The following is a 23,209-nucleotide window of genomic DNA, read 5'->3' as shown; positions in this document are numbered from 1 at the left end:
GTCGTTCACATCGGGGCGACGAGGACCAGCCGATCAATCGTTCCGGGCCGCAAAACGGCCTGGTAAAGCGCATAGGTGGCTGCGTGTCCGGCGGCGACAATGGCGTGCGGCGGCGCCACGATGTGGCTCAGGAACCAGTTGAGAAACGCCAAGAGAAGCTCCGGCGACCATTCCTCTTTCGGGCGCGCCTGGCCTCCGAATCCTGGCCAGTCAACCGTCACCACGTGGAATTGAGGCACGAGCCCGTCGAACAGCGGGTGCATCTCCAGGCGCGTGGAAATCGAACTCAGGGCCGGCAGGAGAACGACCGAAGCGCCGCTGCCGGCCTCATCGACGTCCAGCGAAATCTCTCCTCTGTCCCATTTGCAGCGTATCGTTTTCGTCATTGCCCTACCAATTGCGTCCAAACGTATCGCGCGGCAGAACTTGATGACCCGTTTGGCGGTTGGTCTCCGGCCATGCGCGGGTACGGTTTTCGTGCTGATTGCCGCGCTTGCTACCGGAATGGTCATTTTCTTCGGATCCGGCCGGTGCGCGCGGCCTTCGCATAGATGTCGTCCGGTACGCCAGGAACCCTTTCCTGCCTTTGGTGACAGAACCACGGACTTACCGTAGCGAGTCGTGTTGTGCCTAGCAGATGATATGTTATAACATCTCGAATATGTAGTGCCACCTGATCTTGCTGGAATCTGGCGAATCTCTCCCTGCGCGTCATGTTGAGCGGTGCGCCGTGCACCAGCCCCCGCCTACCTATTTAAAAAGAAGATGAACAATCGCACGCCCGTTTCGTTGTGCAGCATCCTGTTGCTTGGACAGGCTTTCTCATCGCACGCGCTTGATGCGCCCCAGAGCGTTGCACTGACAGGCATCGTCAACGATTCACAGGGCCAGCCGGTCGAAAACGCCGGCGTTTCGATTCAGGATGCGAAGGGCGAAACGATCGGTCACGCCACCACAGGGCGTGACGGCCACTTCACCGTGGACGGCATCGATGCTGGAACGTATGCGGCGACGGTCGATGCAAAAGGCTTCGGCACGGCTACCAGCATTACGACAGTGGAGGCGGGGCAGTCGGCTCGCGTGCTGAACATCGTGCTTAAAAAGTACGCCACACTCGACGTCACGGTCAACGCGCAACGTCTCGACAGGGCGCGCAACGGATTGCTACCGGAGGTGGGCACCAGCGTCTATCGCATCACACAGGCCGACATCAATGCTATGCCGCAAGGCGCTAACACGCCGCTCAATCAGGTACTGCTGCAGGCGCCGGGCGTGGCTAGCGATTCCTTTGGTCAAGTCCATGTGCGCGGCGATCATGCCGATCTGCAATACCGTATCAACGGCATCATCATTCCAGAGCCGATCAGCGGCTTCGGCCAGTCGTTCGATACACGGATCATCGACCAGCTGAATCTCGTCACCGGTGCGCTGCCGGCGCAGTACGGCTATCGAACGGCAGGCATCGTCGACATCCGCACGAAGTCGGGCAATCTTGGCAACGGCGGGTCGATTGATGTCTATGGCGGCAGCCATCAGACGATCCAGACGAGCGCCGACGTCTTCGGCTCAGCAGGTCCATTCAGCTATTACTTCTCCGGCATGCTGGGTCAGAACAATCTGGGCATCGAAGCGCCCACGTCCGACGGCAGCCCCCTGCACGATCACACCCGGCAGGGCAACGGCTTTGGCTATATGTCGTATCTGATCAATCCGCTGACGCGCGTCAGCGTGATGTTCGGCACCGCGAGCAACCAGTTCCAGATTCCGAACACGCCCGGCCTGCCGCCCGTCTTTACACTGAACGGAAGCTCGAATTTCAATTCCGCAGACCTCAACGAAACGCAGTCGGAGCTGAACAACTTTGCGGTGCTGGCGTTGCAGGGCACGAATGGCGGTGCCCTCGACTATCAGGTTGCACTCTTTACGCGCTACACGCGCACAAAGTTCAACCCTGATCCGGTTGGCGACCTGATATTCAACGGCGTTGCTTCGGAGGATTTTCACAGCAACAGGGCTAACGGCGTGCAGGCGGACACGACGTACCGTCTGAACGACAGCCATACGCTGCGCGCGGGCATCATGTTCCAGGAGGAGCACGCGGTGTTCGACAACAGCGTATCGGTCTTTCCTGCCGATGCAGATGGCAACCAGCTATCCGACCAACCGTTCACGATTGACGACTCGAACAGCAAGACAGGGTACCTGTACAGCGCTTACGTCCAGGACGAGTGGAAGATCACCAGCAAGCTCACGCTGAACTATGGCCTGCGCTACGACCGGATGGATGAGTACGTGCAGGCGGGACAACTCAGCCCGCGCATCGGCCTCGTGTATCAGCCGACTAACGCGACGACGATTCACGCAGGCTACGCGCGTTACTTCACGCCTCCCGCATTCGAGCTGGTGTCCAGTTCGACCGTCAGCCGCTTTAACGGTACGACCAACCAAAGCCCGACCGCACAGAACGATCCCGTGCAGCCGGAGCGCAGTCACTATTTCGACATCGGCGTGACCCAGCGTGTCACGTCTGCGTTCACGGTCGGACTCGACGCGTACTACAAAATATCCTCTAACCTGCTGGACGAAGGCCAGTTCGGCACTGCGCTGATCTTCACTCCGTTCAACTACCAGTACGGCCGCGTCTACGGGTTCGAACTGACGACGAGCTACAGGCAGGACAACATCTCCGCGTACCTGAACGTCGCGTACAGCCGCGCCCAAGGCAAGAACATCGATTCGGCCCAGTTCAATTTCGGACCTGACGAGCTCGCGTACATCTCGAACAACTGGGTCTATCTCGATCACGATCAACGTATAACTGCGTCGTTCGGCGGGACCTACGCGATCGGCGCTACCACGCTCACTGCCGACGGCATCGTGGGTAGCGGGCTACGTAGCGGCTTCGCAAACACGGACAGGCTGCCTTGGTATGCGCAGATCAATCTTGGCGTGATCCAGCATTTCAACGAACCGCTTGTCGGCAAATTCGATGCGCGACTGGTGCTTGTCAACGCGTTCGGCCGCGTCTACCAGATACGCAATGGTTCGGGCATCGGCGTCGGTGCGCCGCAGTACGGACCGCAGCGCGCGGTTTACGCGGGCATCACGAAGCACTTTTGAGGCAGCAACCGGGTAAGGAAACATCATGAACGACTGGACCACGCTTGGCGACGCCGTTCGGCTTGGCGGCTGGGTGATCTATCCGCTGAGCGTGCTGGCGGTCGCCGCTATGGCGATCATCCTCGATCGGGCCTACGCGTTATGGCGTTTCGCGCGCGTGCCGCGCGATGTCGCAGACCCGACGGCGCGCGGCGGCCCGGACGGCCGTTTTGCTGGCGACATCATCGGCAAGCTGCCGCATCAGCATGCGTTGTGTCGTCTCGCCCGCCTGCTCGACAACGACAAGCACGCGCCGCGTTGGCGCATCGAAGCCAGGATCGAAGCAACGGCTGTGCAGATCGAACGCGATATGAGCCGCGGGCTATGGCTGCTAGAAACGATCGTGACTGCGGCTCCATTGCTTGGTCTGCTCGGGACCATCGTCGGCATGATGCATTCGTTCCGGCTGATCGGTGGCGACGGGCTGGTGAATCCCGCGGGTGTGTCGGGTGGCGTCGCCCAGGCGCTGATCGCGACGGCGATCGGCCTCGTGATCGCGCTCATCGCGTTGTTTGCGTTCAACTACTTTTCGCGTCGCGTCGACCGGTTGCTGGACGAGCTTGAATCGTTTGCCAACGAATCCATGGGCCAGCTCCGCCTCGCCGAAGAACAGCGCGGTACGCCATCATGAAGCTGCGTCGCTCCCGTGCGTCGAAGCGCGGCCGCATCGAGATCATTCCGATGATCGACGTGATGTTCTTCCTCCTGGCGACGTTCATGCTGACGTCGCTGGCGATGCAGCGCCTTGATGCGGTGCGCGTGAACCTGCCGCAGGGCCGCGCGCAACAGATGTCGGAGGACCGTCCGCTGACGCTATCCGTGAGCCGCGCGAACCAGGTGTTTATCAACCAGCAGCCCGTGCAGCTTCGGCAGATCGAACCGCTCGTGGCGAAGCTGTTGCATCGAGACGGCAACATCGTCGTGGCGGCTGACGACGGCGCGTCGCATGGCGTTGTCGTGCAGGCCATGCTGGAAGCGAGAAAGGCCGGCGCCGAACATTTTCTCGTTGCCGTGCATCGTGAATAGGTGGATGCAGCGCGCACTTGCTGCAGTGGACGGGCCGTCGTTGAGCTTCGGCATCGCTCTTGCAGTTGCAGCAGTACTCTGGCTGCTGCTTCTGACGCGCTTCGCTGGGTGGCTTAATCCCGGCAGGGAACCCGCGAACACGCCCGCTGCCATTGAGATGCGGCTGGTGGAAACGCCGCCGCCAGCGCCGCCACCGCCGCCACAGCAGCCGCTTGCAACTGCAGCTCCACATCCGCCCGCGCACGAGCACTCGTCAGCCCCAAAGCCCTCCCGCATGACGCAGGCGAGTCCGCACGTGACGCCGCAGGCCCCACGGCAGGAAACAGTACAAGCATCGTTATCCGCGCCGCTCCAGCACGAACGTCCAATCTCGAGCGATGGGCACACGGCCAGTTCGCCAGAGACCAGCAACGACGACGCCGCGCCAACCCGTTCAACAGCCCAGTCCGGCGTGATGCAGGCACGCGTACTTTCGCAACCGTTGCCCGTCTTGCCCGACGATTTGCGCGAGGTGGCGTACCAGGCCGTGGCGGTTGCGCGCTTTGTGGTTCACGTCGACGGCACGTTCGATGTTGAACTGGTCAAACCAACGCAAAATCCGCGACTCAACCAGATTCTGCTGGAAACGCTGCGAACCTGGCGGTTTTTCCCGGCGATGGATAACGGGCATCCGGTGGAAAGCCATCGGGACGTGCGGGTTCACTTTAACGTGGACTGACTGACAGACATCACGGCCCGTCCTGCAAGCCGAAACTGTCAGCCGCCGTGCCGATGACGTCCCGGAAACCTCCTTTCAATTCGAGCTGGCCCGTCGCTCGCGATCGTCTCATGTTGGCAGGAGAGCAGACCGTCGCCCGCTTTGATTGAGCGGCTCAAACGGGTCGGATAGCGCCGGTCCCGGCGGGCCGCCTGGGCGGACGGACTCAGTGTGGTCGGATTTCGACGTGGCCAAGGTAAAAAATATAGGTTTAGCGGCGAAAGCAAGGTCCGCCGCATCTTCAGTCACATCAACTCTTCTCAACGGCTTCGGCCGCTCGCAGCGACAGGGCGTTCAATTCTTCGCATGCGGGGCTAACCAGGACGAAGTAGTTCGTCCCGCTCGGATTGCGGGGCTGGCCTCGAGGCCGAGCCTCCTCCTCCAGAAGCCCAGCGTTTCGGAGCTTCAGTGCAAACGGGCCAACATCCCGAAAGATGTTCAACGGGCTTTCGTCTTTATCCGTTTGAAGTAGGTGTTGCCCGTAGCTGCTTGCCACGGCTCGTGAGGTCTCCGGCCTTGTAAGATAAACAGGGGTTACTTCGCCCTTTGCCATCATCGCAATCGATATTCGTTCAACGCCAAGGCCCGCCTGACCGGCGAGCGCCAATGAATAGTTCTGGTCTTGGTGCGCGTAATGCATCCAGTTCTGTAGATCAGAGAAATCCTTGTCCTTCAGCACCTCGGCGCCTTCGAACACCATCTCCTCAATTTCGGATGCGTCTCGGTCCTCGAGAACCAGTCGTGCGGTCAAAAGCCCGATGATCATCGGTCCCATGTCCTTGCTCGCCGACAACGCAACTCTGCGATAGGCATCGAACAACGCGCTGGTCTGCTCGTCACTTCTGGCCAAGGATTTCAACATGTCGTTGAGATCCGCTGAAGTGGTAAGGACGTCTCGTTCTTTGCGCACTTCATCGACGAATGCGTCAAAGAATTTTTTGGCCCTGTGCTCGCTCCAACGGCCTATCGCCTTTTCTTTGAAGAAATCAACGATGGTGGTTTTAACCTCGTCTTTGACGATTTCACCAGCCGCCACTGCGACAATTGCTGTAGTTATCGGTTCCATGCCCCATCCCGTTGTTATTCGGCGACAATTATAGGGTGCCTATCCTCGGAAGATCGAGTCATGGGCCTTACGGAGTGACGCCTAACGCGCTCGATCGAGGACATCCAACAGCAGGCTTCGCCCACTATCAGCTGCCGCTCGCGTCGGACGTTGAATGACCGTTTGCGGGAAATGCGAACGTCTCCTGCGGGTCGACTGCTGCCCGACGTGGGAGCCTCAACGTCGGAGCGCACTGTTGGTTCATCGTCGGACCGGGTTCGGCCAGCAGCGGACATCGCCGCGATGACTCCCGACGCAGTGAAGGTGTCTGTGGTGAAAGGAACGCCCACGCCTTCCTGAGACAGGTGTCCAAATCCTCAACGCGCCAGATAGAAGTCTAAGGGGATAAGCTCCACGGCCCATCCGCCTTCTTCGCCCAGTGTGGCAGCCGGGTGCATGGACGCGATGCGTAACGCCTCGTCAACGCTGTCCGCCTCGATGATGAACAGGCCGCCCACGACTTCCTTCGACTCGGTGTAAGGCCCATCGGTGATGCGCGTCTCTCCAGTGCGCGGGCGAAGCGTTTTCCACTTGTCCAGATCGCCAAGGGAGGCGGAAATCAGAACCTTGCCGGTAGCGCGCATCTTCTCGTCCAATGCCGGACACTGGCTCACCAGTTCCTTGATTTCGTCCGGCGCCATCGCGGCGAATTTTTCGGGGGAGAAGTACGCCAGGCCGAGGTATTTCATGGGAGATCCTTTGAATGGGGTTCACTAACGACGAATCTGATGATCGGAAATCGACAATGTCCTAGTACTACTGTGTCACAAAACCTATTTACAGCGAAGCGATACCTGGTAGTATTGAATAATACAGACTTCGGGCGATGATGATGAGAGAAGATGTCGACGAATTTGACGCGTATCTGAATCATCTGGCGCAGACGTTAGGGCACGCCGATCGCCACGCTGGCTTCAAGGGTTACTGTTCGGGCCTGGTGTTGCCGTTGTCTCGCAAGAGCGTCGAGCCGATGGCCGCGCACATTGACCCACTTCACGCGAGTGCGAAGCACCAGTCACTCCACCACTTTGTGGCGAAGGCAGACTGGTCTGACCGTGAGGTCCTGCAGCGGGTACGCGAATGGGTGATGCCCGCGTTAGACAAGCACGCTGCTGAAGAAAGCGGCTACTACTGGATTATTGACGACACGGGCTTCCCGAAGAAAGGCAAGCATTCGGTCGGCGTAGCGCGGCAATACTGTGGGCAACTGGGCAAACAGGATAACTGCCAGATCGCCGTGAGCCTGTCGATCGCGACGCAACGCGGGAGCCTGCCAATTGCCTGGCAGCTGTATGTCCCCAAGGAATGGATTGACGACCGGGAACGAGCGCGTCGTGCGGGCATTCCCGACGATCTCGCCTTCGAGACCAAGCCACAGATTGCGCTAGCCCAACTTCGAGAGGCTATAGCATCCGGCATTGCACCGGGCATTGTGCTCGCCGATGCCGGGTACGGCGACGAAACCGCTTTCCGTGAAAGCGTAACTGAACTGGGTTTGTTGTATGCGGTAGGGATCCGGCCGGGCACCTCTGTGTGGGCACCCGGTACGGCGCCGCTTCCGCCCAAGCCCTGGAGCGGGCGCGGCAAACCCCCGACATTGTTACGCCGCGCGCCCGGCCATGAACCGCTCGCAGTGAAGGACCTGGCCATGCAATTACCCGCAAGCGCATGGCAGACCGTAACCTGGCGGGAAGGTAGCAATGCGGCACTTTCCTCACGCTTTGCCGCCGTGCGGGTTCGTCCCGCCCATCGCGACACTTGGCGAAGTACCGTTCGCGACGAAGAATGGCTGCTACTTGAATGGCCTGATGGCGATACGGAGCCGCTCAAATACTTTTTCACTACCGCCCCCGAAGAGGCGACCCTCGAGCAGCTTGTGTTCGTGACCAAAATGCGCTGGCGCATCGAGCGCGACTATCAGGACCTGAAGCAGGAGTTCGGGCTCGGTCACTATGAAGGGCGAGGCTGGCGTGGCTTTCACCATCACGCCACACTGAGTATCGCTGCGTATGGGTTTCTGATGGCTCAGCGACTCAGAATGCAATCAGACGGACGTGGTAAAAAAAACTTCCTTGAATGCGCGCTGCCTGCCCTTCCCTCGGATTACATCCCCCGGGGCAGTCCAGCGCGCTCAACGTCACGTTCCTGATTCCATTACTACGTTGCGCATCCTGCTTGGACAAAGGCTCATGCAACGGTGGCTCTCTTCCTGTACGGCAATAGACTGCGCAACTACTTTTGTGACACAGTAGTACTAGTGGTCTGCGTCAAACGGATTGCATCTTATTCAGCTTGGCGCGGGCGCGCGTGACTTTCGCCAGGATGTCGGAAGCTTTAGCGGTCCAGATGAACGGTTTCGGATGACGATTGTGCTTTTCGATGTACTGCTCGATCGTGCTGACCAAATCGGGTACCGAGCGCAAGGCCGCGCGTCGCAACTGGTTCTCTGACAGGTCACGGAAGAAGCGTTCGACCATGTTTAGCCATGAGGCGCTGGTGGGCGTGAAATGCATGTGGAATCGCGGGTGCTTGGCCAGCCACGCCTTCACCTCGGGGTGCTTGTGGGTGGCATAGTTATCAGCGATCAAATGAAGCTCCTTGTCCTTAGGCGTGCTTCGATCGATCCTGCGCAAGAAACTCAGCCACTCCTGATGACGATGTTGTGTCTGGCACTGGCCAATGACACTGCCATCGAGCGTGTTCAGCGCTGCAAACAATGTCGTCACACCATGGCGCTTGTAGTCGTGGGTCATCGTCTGACAGCGACCTCGCTTCAGCGGCAGTCCCGGCTGGGTCCGGTCAAGCGCCTGGATCTGGGACTTCTCATCGCAGCACAAGACCAATGCGTGTTCCGGCGGATCGAGATACAGCCCGACGATGTCTTCCAACTTCTGCGTGAAGTGTTTGTCGTTCGACACCTTGAAGCTCACCACCCGATGCGGCTTGAGCCCGTGCGCCTGCCAGATCCGCCGCACGCTCGCCGCACTTACGCCGGCCGCCGCCGCCATGCTGCGCGTGCTCCAATGCGTCGCGTTGTCCGGACGCTGCTGCGTCGTCAGCGCCACGATGGCCTTGACCTTGCGAGCGGAGATCTTCGGCGTGCGCCCGGGACGCGTCTCATCCCGCTCGATCCCCGTCACACCGTCCGCAATAAAGCGAGCTCGCCAGCGCGCCACTGTGCCGCGCCAGATACCCAGGTCCGCACCGATCTCTTTGTCCGTCTTGCCCTGCGCGGCAAGCAAAATCATCTTCGCACGCTCGGCCAGTCGAACCGCAGTCGTGCGGCCAGCAGCCCACGTCTCTAACTGTTTGCGCTGGGTTTCGCTTAACTCAACTTTCGCCGCGATTCTCATGGATTCTCCCTCCCTGCAAAGGAGACTCGCGAATCGCAATTAAGTTCCATTATTTGTGACGCACTACACTAGCTTGTTTGTAGCAGGTCTCGCCAGCCTGTCCGCTTTGGGTCCCTCGTGCCCGACATAGGCAGATGGATGGGGAGAGACTTTAAGATTCGAGAGGACCGGGTGCGGCCATGAGCGGTCGTTCGACAGCAAGACCTAGATCGTCAACAATCGACGAGCCGAGACGATGGTCTTGACGCAGTTTCCTTTCCGCCAGGCAGGAGACGTCAATTATGAAATTGCCGGCCGGCCGTGGACAACCCGCGATTCAACCCTATCGGGAGGTGCCACACCGCATTAGACTCAACTGCAAATCCATCCGTCGAACCGGGTCAACCTCAGGGTACAGCACACATCCGAGGCAGCGAACCAGGTTTGACCGCCTCAATTCAGGGACATCAGACGGATGCGGGCGTGAACCCGGCAGCGTAGATGGACGTCTGGCGCTGCCGGGTCATCCCGCTACGCGACGAAACGGCACTCTGACGCTGGTGTCCGTGTATCCATGTTCCTTCCGCGGTTCATATGGTCGTCGATTTCAGCCGCGCAACCGAGCATGCGCGGGTAAAGAAAGATGGTGAAGGCGGCCGTCTCCAATGCGTTGGGCGAATATGTTCCGTCGCGATACGGCTGCCAGAGCATCTTGAGCAGCAACGCGGCAATCACCGCGTCGACGTTGACGCAGTAGACGTTTCGCGAAACCCCGGCGTCGAACAGGCTTTGCACCAGCGTCCGGTAAAAGTCGTGGAAGATGTTGTATTCGTCGCGCGCGGCAAACAACTGCCGAACGAACACTTCACGCGGATCGTGGTTGACCGGCTTATCCTTAAACACCGGATGATTCACGCCAGGAATCTTTTGAATGTCGAGGCTGCCGCTCGTTTTCTTGCTCGATTTGTATTTGGCATAACTTTGCACGTACATCATCGCCAGTGCTTTCAGATCGAGCCCGTGAGCCGGGTCGCCCGGGTCAGTCAGTCCACTATCCCTGAACTGGTCGAGCAAAAATGCAATTCCCTCAAATCCATTTCCGCCGTGTGTATAACCGCTATGCGTCAGGAAGCCGATTAACGCCTTGTTGAGCTGGACGCGCTCGGGGTCTTCTGGACCATCGGCAGAGACCGCACCTTTTGCACCCTGCGCGGAAATCGTCCCGGGCCCATTCGACAGCAGCAGACCGACCAGCAGCTGGAAGGAAAACAGATCACTGGCGCCTGGCGACAGTCCGAACAATGCGCTGAAGGCGGTTTCGCCAAGCGAACGCTGCTCCAGGATTGCTTTCGTTTCGACGCCGCAGAAGCTGTCCGGACCGTGCTGATCCGACGGCACCGACGCTCCGATTAACGAACCGAACAGCTGCATCCACCAGGGAAGGCTCTCGGCCGAAAGGCGCGAAATGCGTTTGCGCATTAGCGGTCCCCATGCAAGCGTCGCGCAAATGGCCGCTATTACTCCGTCGGCAGTCGGCTCGCCAGGGAGGCTTTCGATATATCGCACGAACGTCGACTTCACGTCGCGAGCTTTGAGCCCAGCCAGGATTGCGCGAGCCCGCAAATCGGGTTCGCTGCCGACGAACAGGCTCAGGTCACTGACTTCGGCGCGAGAAAAGTTGAAGTTTTCGTCCGTCGCGTTCTCGAGCCTCACCGCAGCGAAGGCGTCGATGAGAGCGCGGACCGCCTGGCGGGGCGCGACCTGCCCACGCGGCCCGATAATGCTCGCCGCCGCGGCGAGGACAGTGTTAGGCGCGTTCCCGGCATCCCGCGCAGCTTGCGCAGCCGCTAGCGCGGGATGGCCATACAGGTTCAGGAATGCGCTCACAGCGACATTGATGAGCGCACGGTCGCTAACTCCGCCAGGCTCGTGGAGCAGCGCGAGGCTAACGTTCGTCTCGAGGGGAAACTGCGTCGCATCGAGCATCGAAACACTATACAGACTGGTGACCTGTGACTTGGGGTCCATCTGCGACGCGCCAGAGGCATCTTTCATCGATTGTCGCGGTGGAACCGCTCCGACCTGTTTGTCGAGCGCAGCAATCTGGGCATCGTATGGGCCGGTGGCTTGCACAACAGGCAAATCAAGCGCCTTAGGCAGGCTCAATCCACGATGACTGCTGAACCACGGCTTCAATGCGAGGTTACCTTCCGGTTCGAAGTCTGGCCTACAGGCGTTTTCACGCATCACTGCAGTGAGAGCGGCGGGTATGTGCGCGATGTTCGTGACAAGCGCGCCCTTTGCCGACACGACCGGATTGTCCGGTGTGAACATGCTTGACACCCCGAATTTATCGAGGAACCACTGTTCTTTCGATGCAGCGTCGTCCGCGCCTCCAGACATCGCACCTGCGTGTCCCACTGCGCGGGTCAGCTTCGCCTTCCAGCGTCCCACGACACACGCAACCACCGGCTTCGTGAAGTTAGCGTCGAGCTCATAGTAGCCACCCGGTTCGACATAAAGAACGGCCGCCTTGCTTCGCGCGTCGTTTGCCAGCGCTGCAGCAAATTCGGGCGCCGCGAACTGTATATAGACGTCTTTGCCACTGGAGATGGCCGTAGTCGTGCCCCATCCGGCCATGCGCAGGTAGGTCGCGATGGTAGTCGTGAAGTTGCCCGAGTTTGAATACAAGGCAATCGAGCCCCGCCGCAACGCCTCTTCCGGGTGGTCGCCGCCCAGCGCTCCCCCGATACGCACCTGATTCCAGGCGTCGGCCACGCCGAGACTGTTACCGCCAAAAATGTCGACGCCGTTAGCCTGGCCCATCGCGCGGATTTCGCGGGAGTCACTGACAGCCAGCTTTTCGGTGACGATGAAAATTTTCTTCAGTTCCGGGTTGACGCGGATAAGCTCAGCCACGCCGTCTCGTGCTGCCGAAGGAGGCAGGTAAATGACGCCGCAGTTGAACCTATGGCCATCGTTCAGTCCTTCGAGAACGTTGTTGTAGACCGGCACGCTTCCCAGTGCCGTTTCCAGTACCTGGCCGCGCTTTCCCGGAGCCGTGCCAAACACCACATTGCCACCGGAATAGGCATGACCGACCGGGGTAATGTCGCTTGACTCACCACCCAGGATGTTGAGCACACAAACGCGGTCATCCCTTGTGGCAACCTGGGATAACGAACTAACTCCAACGAAGTATTTAAACTCTCCGATGCCCTGCTTGTACATAGTGATTCTCCTCAATCGATCAGACGCTCAGGCAGCCTGTTTGACCGCAATCCCCAGATTCGCGGCAATCTGCTCACGGCCGCCCGCTTTCATCCACTGGTCCACCTGCTTCGCGTGCAGGACCACTTCGCTCATGTCCGAGTCAAAGCCGAAGAAGGTGTACGGCAAGCCCAGCGAATCAAGCGTGTCGCGTAATGCTCCCATTCCACGAACCAGATTCGGGCCGCCACGGCCGACCACGACATAGAGGGGCGTTGAGCCATGCTGACTAAAGTGCTCGCGTAGCGCGTCCGCCATTGCGCGAAAGGTTTCAAAAATATCTGTGTTGTTCGACTTTCCACCAATGATGAACAGCACATTGGTCTGCTCAATCCAGTGCTTGAAACAGATGCGGGCCACTTCCTTCATCTTTTCGTAGGGCGGGTTACCGCCGAAATCTGAAGAGATAATGGCGTCGTCTCCGAGCATTTGCGTGACAAGGGAGTTTGCACCGCCGCCGAAGGTCGGAGCCAATATGCTGCCTTTCGCGTTAATGACGTAGACGTCACTCTGTCCTTGATACGTGCGGAGTTGGTTAATTTCCTGTTCGAAGTCTGAATAATCGACCGCGAAGAGATGCGCTGGCAGGTCAAGGCGTTGCCAGCGCGGGTCGTCACGGTCAAAGCCACACTTGAAGTCACAGGCAATGGGCGTCAGCCGTCCCTTGCTATCCTCGCGCATCCGGATTGGATTGAGTTCGAGGGTCGTCATTCCGAACCCGTGATAGAGCTCCCACAACTTGGGTAGGTGCTGCACAAGCGGCGAGATAATCTGTTTTGGCGCGCCCAGCGTCGAAAGCGCATTGGCCACGACGAACGCCTTGAGGCCCGTAAGTGGGTCGAACGGAATCTGCACAACTTGCGATTTGTCTAGCTCCTCGATGTCGACGCCACCGTGATGTGTGAGCGTCATGGTCGGCGCGCGGAAATGTGTCGAGTCGGTAATCGAGAAATAGACCTCGTACTCGGCAGGCACACCGGCCTCAAAGGTCACGCCGTTGGCTTTTGAAATCGTGTTGGCGACCTGATGTTCAACGAAGTAAAGACGCTCCTTTTCCTTCAACGCGGTCGTCAGGTCAGTCGCGCGACCAATGAGACCTGCCTCGCCCTTCTTGCCGACACCGCCTTTGAAGACCGGCTTAACAAAAATCATGCCGTGCTTTTTCAGCATCGCTCGAATCTGCTCCTCGCTGGCGTCCGGGCCCAAAACCTCGGTCGTCGGAAAGCCCACGAACTGGAGCAGTCTGGCGCCGTGCAACATACCGGTGACTTGCATGATGACCTCAGGAAGTGAGTTGAGAAATGGGTGTCGTCGGGACGATGTCGCTTGCGGGGTCTTTGTCGAATCCGTAAAACGAGTGCGGTGTTGAGCACAGGATTGCATCGACGTGCGAGGGCGCAAGATGTAAGTCCAGAAAAGCGGAAAGCGTCTGACCATAGTCCACAGCGTCTTCAAATTGCGTGTGTGGCCAGTCACTGCCCCACATCAGGCGTTCGGCGCCAAATGCGTTGATGAGCTGGTTGGTGGCATCGCGCATAAAGTCTGACCCGGGCTTCGCGCAGCGGTAAGCGCCCGAAATCTTGACCCACACGCGACCCGATGGGCCAAGATCTAGCAACGTCTTAAAGCCTTGGTCGCCTGTTCCGCTGTCCGGGTCGGGGCGACCAAAATGGTCAACCACGACAGGCAATCCCACATCCAGCAGAGAATGGATGAGCGGCGCCAGATCCGATGCCTCCCTGTGCAACTCAACATGCCAGCCGAGGTTCGACAGCCGTTGCCAGAGCGTCATATATGGTGCTGCGCTGATGTCGGGGAGCGCCTGCCCTACAAGGTTGAGGCGCACTCCGGTAATACCTCGGTCGTTCAGTCGCACAAGGTCGTCTTCCGAAATATCGGGAGAAACGACTGCCACACCCCGCAGCCGGGTTCGGTCCCTGGCCAGTGCTTGCAGGAGATAGCTGTTGTCGGTGCCGAGAAAGCTTGGCTGAACCAGGACGGCATTTCCAATCTCGTTTCCGTCCAGAAGCTTGCGGTAGGCGTCCAGAGTCGCGTCGTAGTCGGGCGCATAACGCCGTTCGTTCGCGAGCGGCAGTGTTCTTGAAAACACGTGTGCGTGTGTGTCGACGCGCGGCGACCATGGCCGCGCAATGGGAGACGCCTGAGTCATCGTTGGCTCCGGGGATGGTCGAGCGCAAATCCGGCGTCGGCGACCGGTTGCGAAGCCTCCTCGACGCCAGTCGGCCGCAACCGCTTGCCACGAGTTTCGGGAAGGAGCAACACGGCACCCATCGCCAGACCATAGGCAATTGCCGCATCTATGCCGATCGCTGCCCCAAGCGACATCGAATGACTCATGTACCCGACCAGCACAGGAAAACCTGCCGAGGCGATGCGGCCAAAGTTGTAGCAAAAGCCGACGCCTGTCCCTCGCATGTCGGCGGGGTAGAGTTCACTGAAAAGTGCGCCCAGACTGGCTGGAATACCTGCGGCAAAGAAGCCGAGCGGGAAGCCCAGGATGAGCATTTCCGTATTGCTCAAGGGCAGCATGACGTAGGCGAGGACAGTGACGATGCATGCGAATGCGAAGAAAGCGATGTTGCGCCGACGACCAATACGGTCGAGCAGGTAGGCGCTCGCAATGCAGCCGCACCAGAAGGCGACGATAACGACCGCAAGATATCCACCCGTGTTCAGGACCGACAGATGTCTCTCCCTGGAAAGGAACGTCGGCAGCCAGGTCATGATGGCGTAATACCCACCGTGGGCACCCGTTCCCAGAATCGCGCCGATGATGGTGGTCTTGATAACGCGCGGCTGGAATACCTGTGCGATTTGTCCCCACACAGAAACAGTCGGTTCAGCACGAGAAGGGGCGACGCGTGCTGGTTCGCGAAGATTGCGGCGGACGTAAAGGACGAGAATCGCAGGCAACAGGCCAAAACCGAACATGACCCTCCACGCCGTGTCTGATGGCAGCCATGAAAAGGCTGCTGCGTACAAAAGCACCGCACCGGCCCAACCGACGGCCCAAGCACTCTGCACGGCACCCATGGCCTTGCCGCGGTGGTCCGTGCGGATAGTCTCTGCCATCAGCACCGCGCCCGCCGCCCACTCTCCACCGAACCCGAAACCCTGTAGGGCCTTCAGGACCAGAAGTTGAGGAAAATTTTGGGCGAATGCACAGAGGAAAGTGAATCCTGCAAACCAGAGAATCGTGATTTGCAGCGTCCGCACACGACCAACCCTGTCCGACAAGGCGCCAGCCAACCAGCCGCCCATCGCCGATGACACCAATGTCACGCCGCTGATTGCGCCTGCCTGTGCAAGGCCGATGCCATAGGCTGCAATGATGGCTGGGATTGCCAACGTGAACATCTGCACGTCAAGGGCATCAAGGCCCCAACCGGCGAAACATCCCCAGAAGGTGTTGCGTTCGAGAGGTGTCCCTTGTTTGTACCAGGTAAACATCGTTGTCTCCACGAGGAATATTCATATATTCATGTATATGACTATATGTTAAGTTTAGGCTCATCCGGAAGGCTGTCATTGCGGATTTACCCTTGTGCGCGGCAGATGTTGTACAGTGACTATTCCTGTGAACAACTATATGAATCATGGATATGCAATCGTTCTCGGGCAAGCCAGACGGTCGATTGCCCCGATACCAGCAGCTGCGCGACGACCTGGTGCGTCGCATCGCGGAGGGCGAGTGGGCGCCTGAAAAGGCCATCGCCACGGAGGCTGAGCTCAGTCAGTTCTATAACGTATCAACGGGGACCCTTCGGAAAGCCATTGATCTACTGGTAGCCGACGGGGTGCTCACCCGCACCCAGGGAAAGGGGACGTTCGTCCGGCGTCCGCGTTTTGATTCGTCCTTGTTCCGCTTCTTCCGCTTCAAGTCGATTGACGGCAAACCGGTCCAGCCGACGGCGAAGGTGCTCAGCCGCGAGGTCGTGAAGCCGAACGAGGCAATTCGTTCATCCCTGCAAATGAAGGCGAGCGAGAAGACCGTTCATCTTTCCCGGGTCCGGTTGATTGAAGGCCAACCGGTTTTGTCGGAAGAAATATGGCTTCCCCGAAGCCGTTTCGAAGCGATGGCGACTCTGCCGCTCGGTGACTTCGAAGATTTGCTGTATCCGCTCTACGAGCGGCTTTGTCGCCAGATCGTGGCGTCTGCCACCGAGATTCTGAACGTCCAACAGGCAACGGAAGCTGATGCAGCGCTGTTGCGTATCGATGTTGGCAGCCCGGTCATCCTTGTGCACCGTGTGGCAGCGGATTTTGCCGGAACACCTATTGAATGGCGCACCACCCGTGGTGCTGCCGCAGCGTTCCAGTATCAGGTCGAGATTCGCTGACAACGCGAGTTCCTCGTCGCGGCTGGTGCTGTCACCCCCCACCAACGAATACAGAGCTACGAGCCCGGTGCCACAGTAGCGCGGTTCCGTGCTCGTTCGGGTTATACCTCATTGCAGCTCGGCCTCAAACATACAAACATATATATAACTATATCAATTTGCTTGTTCTCGTCTGACTGACCGTTTGCGAAAAACCAGTCGAGCGGTAGCGGGCATGGACCTTGGAGTGAACATGTCTACGTCCATAACACGCGAGCAGCAGGTAATGAAGAAGATGGCATGGCGGCTGATGCCCCTGCTGATTGTCATGTTCCTCATCGCGTTTATCGACCGGCAGAATGTCGGCTTCGCGAAACTGGAAATGGTGCAGGCGCTCGGGATGACGGAAGCTGCATACGGCCTCGGCGCATCGCTGTTTTTCATAGGCTACCTGCTGTTCGAGGTGCCCAGCACACTGGCACTACACCGTTTTGGCGCCCGTACGTGGCTTGCTCGCATCATGATTACCTGGGGCATCATTACCGTGCTCATGGCGTTCACGCGGTCACTGCCAGTTTTTTACTCGTTCCGGTTTGCACTTGGCGTTGCTGAAGCGGGGTTTTATCCAGGCGTCATTTACTACCTGACGCAATGGTTTCCTCAAAGCTACCGGACACGTGTGCTCGGTCTCTTTACGCTCGGCAGTTCGCTGGCAAACATGCTTGGTGCGCTGGTTGGAGGCCTGCTGCTTTCATTAGGTGGGACGTTGGGGCTGGCGGGTTGGCAATGGGTCTTCCTCGCCACCGGCATTCCGGCAATACTGATTGCGTTCGTAGCGCTTAAATTCTTGCCAAGCTCGGTCAAGGAAGCGAACTTTCTCTCGAACGAGGAAAAGTACATTGTGGTCGCAGCGCTCGAGCGCGAAGCTTCCCCTGAAGCGAAAGAATCCCGGCCGTGGGGTGCATTGCTTGACCCGAAGGTCCTGATGTTTGCTGCAACCTACATGCTGATGTCGACGTCGCTCTACGGTGTTACGTACTGGATGCCGACGCTGGTTAAAAGCTGGGGCGTTTCGTCGAGCACCAACGGCTTGCTTAACATGGTTCCGTGGGCGCTCGCGACAGTGCTCCTACTGTGGCTACCAGGCAAGCTCAAACGCGAACAGGTGGTGTTGAAAGCAATGGTCGTGGTCGCAGGCATCGGTGTGGTGTGCTTTGCGTCCAGCCTGGTATTGCCGACTGTCTCGTTGCGCTTCATTGCCCTGTGCGTGGGTGGCGCCTGTATTCCTCTGCTGTACCCTTGCTTCTGGTCGCTTCCCCCGCGCTTTTTTTCCGGCGCTCGAGCCGCGGCAAGTGTCGCCGCCATCAACTGCATCGGCAATCTCGGAGGGTTCTTCGCACAAAACCTGATGCCGTACGTCGGCAAAGTTAGTAATAGCCACGTCGCACCAATGCTTGTTCCGACTGCATGCCTGTTAGCTCTCGCAATCGGGACCGCCATTGCGTGGACATTCGGTGGGCATCGCAAGGCGGAACTTGCATCATCAACGGTTCCGCTTTGATGAGAGCGACGACGCTCCTGGGCTCTTTGTCCAGAAGCAATGTGCATTCATTCGAGCCGCATTTTCTGGGTAGTTGCTGACTGGGTGCGGTTCGACATCCCGAAGGGTTAAAGCCATCCGGGGCGGGCTGGCTGGGGGCCGTTCCGGTGCCATGCTCAAATCGAGCGTCATCGCCCTTTTTGCTTCTTCGGATAAAGCGGGTTGTGCGCGTGTAACCGCATCGCTTGTACGCGCTGAATGACCGCTTAGGAGAAGGCTGAATGTCTCTTCGGGGTCGCAAGCGGCTATTCAACGACAGTGCGATTTCTATGCGGCATTACGCGTTTCTGACTAGTGAAGACGAATTCGACCAGGTCTTCTCTCGTATTCGTGACCGATGGCTTATGTACTGGGCCGATCCCGGCAAACAACGTGCCGGCGAACCTATCTGCACAACGATGGCCGGAGAGTGTATTTCGACGATCCCGATGGTCGTTTGCCTGAGGTCATGACCCGCCCTTATAACTTGGCGCCTAAAGGTTTGGCGCCTAAGGGTGCACAAGCGCATTGCTCCTCTAAAGCGATGCAAATCGTTTCGTCGCGACCGCCACATGAAGCGGCGCATCAATGTGGCCTCTCGAGCGGGCTGGCGCGTCGCTCATCGCGCGCCGGCGACGGCGTTTGTCGATGAAACGGCATGGCCAAGCGACAGGTAGCTCCGGTGCAGTAGCGATTCGATGGTTGCCCAATCGGCGTCGGTGACGCTGCCCGCTTCTTCACGGGCGTCGCGAAGCAGCATCGCTTGCGCGCGCAACTGGCCGTGTTCGAGTGTCGAGACCGCGGGCACCCTATACAGCGATGCGGCAGCTTCAGCACACGCGCTGCCCAACGCGCCGGGCGGATAACGTTCACGCTGCCGGTGCACGATCCACCATTCCAGTTCGAGCGAGGTGGTGCGCGAGACATCGAAGTCGCGGTTCCCCGTGTTGCGGATCAGGCTGAAATAGGTTTGCAGCGCCGGCAACGCTTTTTCGTAATCGCGGCGTTCCTTGCCCTCCTTGAAGGTGAATGCGGCTGATGCGCCGTAGTAAGCGCCGACGTACGATCTTAGCCACGGAAAGTGGTATTGCGTGCGCAGGGTTTGCGCCAGTTCAAGAAAGAGCGCCACGTGCTGGCGGTCATAGTAGGAGCGCCATATTTTCGTTTCGAGTGTCCCCGTCGCGATGGGATCGAAGCGGCTCAGGTCACGGTGCAACGGCCAGAAGAGATCGGCGGCGGCATAGCCGATCAGCACGACAAGCAGGGCCAGGATCGTCCGTCGCCAGCGTCCTGGTCCGGCTGCAAGGATCACGCGGTGCCGCAGGCCGTGGCTGCGGGCGCGCCCGGTTGTGTTCATGTCGAATAGCGTCGATATCGAACGTGCGTTGAACCCTCTATTTCACTACGCGCGCCAGCACCTCGCTCAGCTCGGCGTCGTCAAGCACTGGGACGATGTCCAGCTCCATCAGATCGCTCCACTGATAGGCGAACTCGGTGAGTTTCTTCATATCATCTGTTTCGAGCAGATCGAACCCTGCGCCCAGATCGGCTCGCGTCCACCGGCCCACCAACCGGACGCCGTCAGGCGGGAGCCCGCCGGTTCGCTGAAAGCGCGCGATGGCTTCGGCACGCTGTTGGGTATCCGGCGCCCAGTGGAAGGTCATCATGAATTTCATGGCTGTGTCTCCTGACGGTGGCTCGTCCACCTGCTTCAATTTATACGCTCGATGGCGGCATACGGATGCAATTGGGCGTGTGCACTGCAACGCAAGTCGACACAGGGAGCAGATCGGGACGAACGCTTACATCGGCAGGGAAACCGGCGGTCATTCTGTTTGCATGCGTCGCCTCTAAATACCCCTTGCCGCGTATTCCGCCCGTCATAGTGCCGTCATGTTGCTCACGACCGACAGCAGTCGGCCACAAACCGCCGTTCACATGCGTCGTCGGTCGGACGTTCAAGCGTCGGTTCCATGCCGTAAAGGGCGAACGCTCGTTCACAGGCTAAAGCCGTCAAAGTCGGGGGATTTTTTGAGCAGGTTGTGTCGCAGCATACGCTTGCCCCGCCGAACCGCCTATCCTTTGCAGACGTATCGGACCTTGGTCCGATAGAACGAACACGTCCAGCGCGCTAATTTAGAAGTGGCGCCGTGCTTCAATCGAAATAAGTCCCGAATGGCCACCGGGGAGTTCGTAATGAAACGTCATCCTCTCTTAACTGCACGGGCCGTTTCCCTTGCAACGCGGCACCGCTATCCCGTGTGGGCGGTATCAGCTGAGCATCGGGGCGAGGTTACGCGGCGGGCGTTGCCCACGCGACGCGCCCTGGTGGCCGTGGCTTCCGCGATGCTGCTCGGCGGCTGTGGCGGCGGTAATAACAATGCAACTACAACATCCGCACAACCGGTTTCGGTGCCGTTGCAGGCCGCTTTTGCCAATCAGGTCGATAACGGCGACACCGCGAGCTTCTCCGTCTCTGGCACGATAGACAGCGTTCCTGTCACCGGATCGGGGACGCTGACGGACTCCGCACCTGTTGTGGCTACGTTTAATGATGCTGCTGTCCTTGAAACCAAGGAAACCATCACCGACATCGTGCTGGAAAACGGTACGCCCATTACGGTTACAGAGACAAAAGAGATCTTCACCAATCCCGAGACGTCTGCTGAAGTCGGTCAGATCAATGATGACGGGTCGGTCGATGTCATCACTCAAATCGATCCCATTCCAATCTCTGCACCGGTGGGGAGTTCCGGTGTGCTTGGCGAAGGCATAGAGTACTCAAACTCGAGCGAACAGACGATGGTTGGCACTGTCGAGGAAACCTATACCGTGGAATCGGGTGCAGCAAGCTCTGGAGGATCCAGTATGGGGAGCTCTGGAGGGTCCAACACCGGGAGCTCTTTGGGATTCAGCACTGCGAACTGTGATGTGGTGGACGTTGTGAAGGAAGTTAAGGACAAAAACAAGAACCGGATCAGGAAGTCGGACAAGAAAACCTGCGTCGACGATAAAGGAAACTCCAAGTTCGTGTCGGGGGAAGAGCACGACCGCAACAACGGGCACGACGACGATTTCGACGAAAACGAACAATAGGCTGCGAATACAGCAGGGACAAACGATCCGCTAAGATGAATGGCCGATTCCCGATGGTTCCTGTCACCGGTTGCGCTTCAGGTTAAAGGACTGCTTCGGATCGGCTTCGGCCAACCGCATCGGGCAGTAGTCGGCCAAAGCTGCTGACGTTCGGTGTAGCACTCAGGCGGCCATTCAAGCGGCCGCTCCGCCCCTGTACGGACCTTCGTGCGCGGACCATGTCGGTCGCGTCGTCGGCCGGCACGGCCGTTCGCGTTGGTTTCGTTTGCGGGTTTCGGTAGCTTGCCGGCAACGTAAAAGCGAGCTGGGCCCATCGCACGATCAATATACCGCAGGCATGCCCGGTGGACGATGCTTGAAGCGTCGATGCACCCAGTAATACTGGGCTGGGAATTTCAGTATCTGGGTCTCGAGAAACGCATTCATGCGACACGCATCATTCGTGTCGCTTCCCGATGGGAAATCGCTGAGCGGCGCAAAGACGGTCAACCGATACCCTTTGAAATCCGGCAGTACTTCCGTGACGAACGGTACAACGCGCGCGCGCCCCATTCTCGCAAGTCGCGAAACAGAAGTCAGAGTGCACGCAGGGACGCCGAAAAAAGGCACAAAAACAGAGTTTTCGATGCCATGGTCCATGTCCGCAGCAAGCATGACCGGTTTGCCCTCGTGAAGGACTCTCACGATCTTTCTGGCGCTTGTCGAACGTTCGATCATCTCAGCGCCGAATCGGCCGCGCTGCCGTTTGGCGAGGTCGCAAAGACGCGTGTTCGACATGTGCGTGTACAAGGAAGCGGCCGGCATTTTTAGCGAGTAGAGTATGCACCCGATCTCGACTCCTACGAAATGAAACCCCATAAAAATGGTAGGCGGAGCATTCCTGTCTTCGAGATCAATGGCGCTTTCGATCTGGACGAGATTTCTTATCCTTTGCGCGCTACCGAACCATTGAACGCCTCGTTCGAGATAGCTGCGGATGACATGCCGGAAGTGTTCCCTCGCAAGCTCATCGTACTCACGTACCGACTTTTCCGGAAAGCAGAGGCGCAGGTTGACAAGGACTATATGTTTGCGGCGGCTAGGAAGCGTATACAGGGCCGCGCCGAGCGCGCTGCCAAGCCTCGCAACCAATGGGTACGGCAGTATTGAGAGCGCGCGAAGTAAACCTACGACGAGCAAATGACCGAGTTGATCCAAGACCGGCTCCTGTGTGGCGGTCGGCTGTGCCAGGTGGAGAACTTCTGCCAACACCCACTTTGCGACGACTTCGTATTCTTGCCGTACTCGGCAAACTTGACTTCGTTTTCGAAATGGACAACGACCGATCAATACTGCCACTTTTACCGCAAATGGAACAAGTTACTTAACAAGGCGACGAACGTCAACGCACGGGAAGAGTGAGACTTATCAACATGTGACGCAAGCACCGGTCAGCGGACCCGCGGCGCGGACGACCGTTCGCCCCTCAAAGCCGCCAGTAGGCTGGGGCGACGCCGACGGCCGGAGCGGGTCGCGTGCTGCCGTCCGCGGAGCATCCGAGGATCA

The 23,209-nt window shown here is 58.7% G+C and carries 19 protein-coding genes and 1 pseudogene; 9 read left to right on the top strand and 11 right to left on the bottom strand.

The features are described from left to right. Positions 1-5 precede the first annotated feature (5 nt). A complete protein-coding gene (locus tag B0G77_RS23795) occupies positions 6-512 on the bottom strand; it encodes an alpha/beta fold hydrolase (protein ID WP_133664534.1) in 507 nt (168 codons plus the stop codon). 253 nt (positions 513-765) lie between these two features. Here B0G77_RS23795 and B0G77_RS23790 point away from each other — a divergent pair, with 253 nt between their 5' ends. From B0G77_RS23790 to B0G77_RS23775, 4 genes are read left to right on the top strand one after another with little or no spacing between them, the layout of a single operon-like run. Further along, the gene (locus B0G77_RS23790) at positions 766-3,120 is read left to right on the top strand and encodes a TonB-dependent receptor (RefSeq protein ID WP_133664533.1); all 2,355 of its coding nucleotides are present in this window, start codon (positions 766-768) and stop codon (positions 3,118-3,120) included. 25 nt (positions 3,121-3,145) lie between these two features. Then, positions 3,146-3,790, top strand: a complete 645-nt coding sequence (locus tag B0G77_RS23785) for a MotA/TolQ/ExbB proton channel family protein (protein WP_133664532.1) — start codon at positions 3,146-3,148, stop codon at positions 3,788-3,790. After that, positions 3,787-4,185: a biopolymer transporter ExbD gene (locus tag B0G77_RS23780; RefSeq protein WP_133664531.1), complete on the top strand. Its 399-nt coding sequence runs from the start codon at positions 3,787-3,789 to the stop codon at positions 4,183-4,185. Before B0G77_RS23785 ends, B0G77_RS23780 begins: the two co-directional genes overlap by 4 nt. A 4-nt stretch (positions 4,186-4,189) precedes the next feature. Continuing rightward, positions 4,190-4,903 (top strand): TonB family protein, encoded by a 714-nt coding sequence (locus tag B0G77_RS23775; protein ID WP_133664530.1) that lies wholly within the window; start codon positions 4,190-4,192, stop codon positions 4,901-4,903. 289 nt (positions 4,904-5,192) lie between these two features. Here the strand turns inward: B0G77_RS23775 and B0G77_RS23770 are convergent, their stop codons facing one another. After that, on the bottom strand, positions 5,193-6,008 hold the full coding sequence (locus B0G77_RS23770; RefSeq protein ID WP_133664529.1) for a hypothetical protein: 816 nt from the start codon (positions 6,006-6,008) through the stop codon (positions 5,193-5,195). A gap of 356 nt (positions 6,009-6,364) precedes the next feature. After that, on the bottom strand, positions 6,365-6,736 hold the full coding sequence (locus B0G77_RS23765) for a YciI family protein (protein WP_133660558.1): 372 nt from the start codon (positions 6,734-6,736) through the stop codon (positions 6,365-6,367). Between the two features lie 143 nt (positions 6,737-6,879). On the opposite strand from B0G77_RS23765, the gene B0G77_RS23760 reads away from it, so the two are divergent. Continuing rightward, complete coding sequence (locus tag B0G77_RS23760; RefSeq protein ID WP_133662055.1) at positions 6,880-8,196, top strand: IS701 family transposase; 1,317 nt, start codon at positions 6,880-6,882, stop codon at positions 8,194-8,196. A 118-nt stretch (positions 8,197-8,314) separates the two neighbouring features. Here B0G77_RS23760 and B0G77_RS23755 read toward each other — a convergent pair whose 3' ends face one another. From B0G77_RS23755 to B0G77_RS23735, 5 genes are all read right to left on the bottom strand, one after another. Next, entirely contained in the window at positions 8,315-9,400 is a 1,086-nt protein-coding gene (locus tag B0G77_RS23755) for an IS630 family transposase (RefSeq protein WP_133664515.1), read from the bottom strand. Between the two features lie 510 nt (positions 9,401-9,910). Continuing rightward, the gene (locus tag B0G77_RS23750; protein ID WP_133664528.1) at positions 9,911-12,610 is read right to left on the bottom strand and encodes a CoA-binding protein; all 2,700 of its coding nucleotides are present in this window, start codon (positions 12,608-12,610) and stop codon (positions 9,911-9,913) included. Between the two features lie 27 nt (positions 12,611-12,637). Further along, entirely contained in the window at positions 12,638-13,924 is a 1,287-nt protein-coding gene (locus tag B0G77_RS23745) for an ATP citrate lyase citrate-binding domain-containing protein (protein ID WP_133664527.1), read from the bottom strand. A gap of 7 nt (positions 13,925-13,931) precedes the next feature. Then, positions 13,932-14,819, bottom strand: a complete 888-nt coding sequence (locus B0G77_RS23740) for an amidohydrolase family protein (RefSeq protein WP_133664526.1) — start codon at positions 14,817-14,819, stop codon at positions 13,932-13,934. Beyond that, positions 14,816-16,120, bottom strand: a complete 1,305-nt coding sequence (locus B0G77_RS23735; protein WP_133664525.1) for an MFS transporter — start codon at positions 16,118-16,120, stop codon at positions 14,816-14,818. Before B0G77_RS23735 ends, B0G77_RS23740 begins: the two co-directional genes overlap by 4 nt. 146 nt (positions 16,121-16,266) lie before the next feature. On the opposite strand from B0G77_RS23735, the gene B0G77_RS23730 reads away from it, so the two are divergent. From B0G77_RS23730 to B0G77_RS44490, 3 genes and pseudogenes are all read left to right on the top strand, one after another. After that, positions 16,267-17,010 (top strand): GntR family transcriptional regulator, encoded by a 744-nt coding sequence (locus B0G77_RS23730; protein WP_133664524.1) that lies wholly within the window; start codon positions 16,267-16,269, stop codon positions 17,008-17,010. Positions 17,011-17,242: 232 nt separating this feature from the next. Further along, a complete protein-coding gene (locus B0G77_RS23725; protein ID WP_133666841.1) occupies positions 17,243-18,550 on the top strand; it encodes an MFS transporter in 1,308 nt (435 codons plus the stop codon). 302 nt (positions 18,551-18,852) lie between these two features. Continuing rightward, a pseudogene (locus B0G77_RS44490) lies at positions 18,853-19,058 on the top strand (VOC family protein); the annotation flags it as partial. A gap of 129 nt (positions 19,059-19,187) precedes the next feature. Here the strand turns inward: B0G77_RS44490 and B0G77_RS23720 are convergent. Both B0G77_RS23720 and B0G77_RS23715 read right to left on the bottom strand, forming a co-directional pair. Next, positions 19,188-19,925, bottom strand: coding sequence for a hypothetical protein (locus tag B0G77_RS23720; RefSeq protein WP_243751187.1), 738 nt, complete (start codon positions 19,923-19,925; stop codon positions 19,188-19,190). Between the two features lie 37 nt (positions 19,926-19,962). Beyond that, positions 19,963-20,244: a DUF3303 family protein gene (locus B0G77_RS23715; RefSeq protein WP_133664523.1), complete on the bottom strand. Its 282-nt coding sequence runs from the start codon at positions 20,242-20,244 to the stop codon at positions 19,963-19,965. Positions 20,245-20,764: 520 nt separating this feature from the next. Between B0G77_RS23715 and B0G77_RS23710 the strand changes: the two genes are divergently transcribed. Beyond that, positions 20,765-21,664, top strand: a complete 900-nt coding sequence (locus B0G77_RS23710) for a hypothetical protein (protein ID WP_133664522.1) — start codon at positions 20,765-20,767, stop codon at positions 21,662-21,664. Between the two features lie 321 nt (positions 21,665-21,985). On the opposite strand, the gene B0G77_RS23705 is transcribed toward B0G77_RS23710, so the two are convergent. Then, positions 21,986-22,861, bottom strand: a complete 876-nt coding sequence (locus B0G77_RS23705) for a lipid A biosynthesis lauroyl acyltransferase (RefSeq protein WP_133664521.1) — start codon at positions 22,859-22,861, stop codon at positions 21,986-21,988. Between the last annotated feature and the right edge of the window lie 348 nt (positions 22,862-23,209).

The organism is Paraburkholderia sp. BL10I2N1 (genome assembly GCF_004361815.1).
Lineage (GTDB): Bacteria > Pseudomonadota > Gammaproteobacteria > Burkholderiales > Burkholderiaceae > Paraburkholderia.
This window is presented reverse-complemented; position numbering and strand designations above follow the sequence as displayed.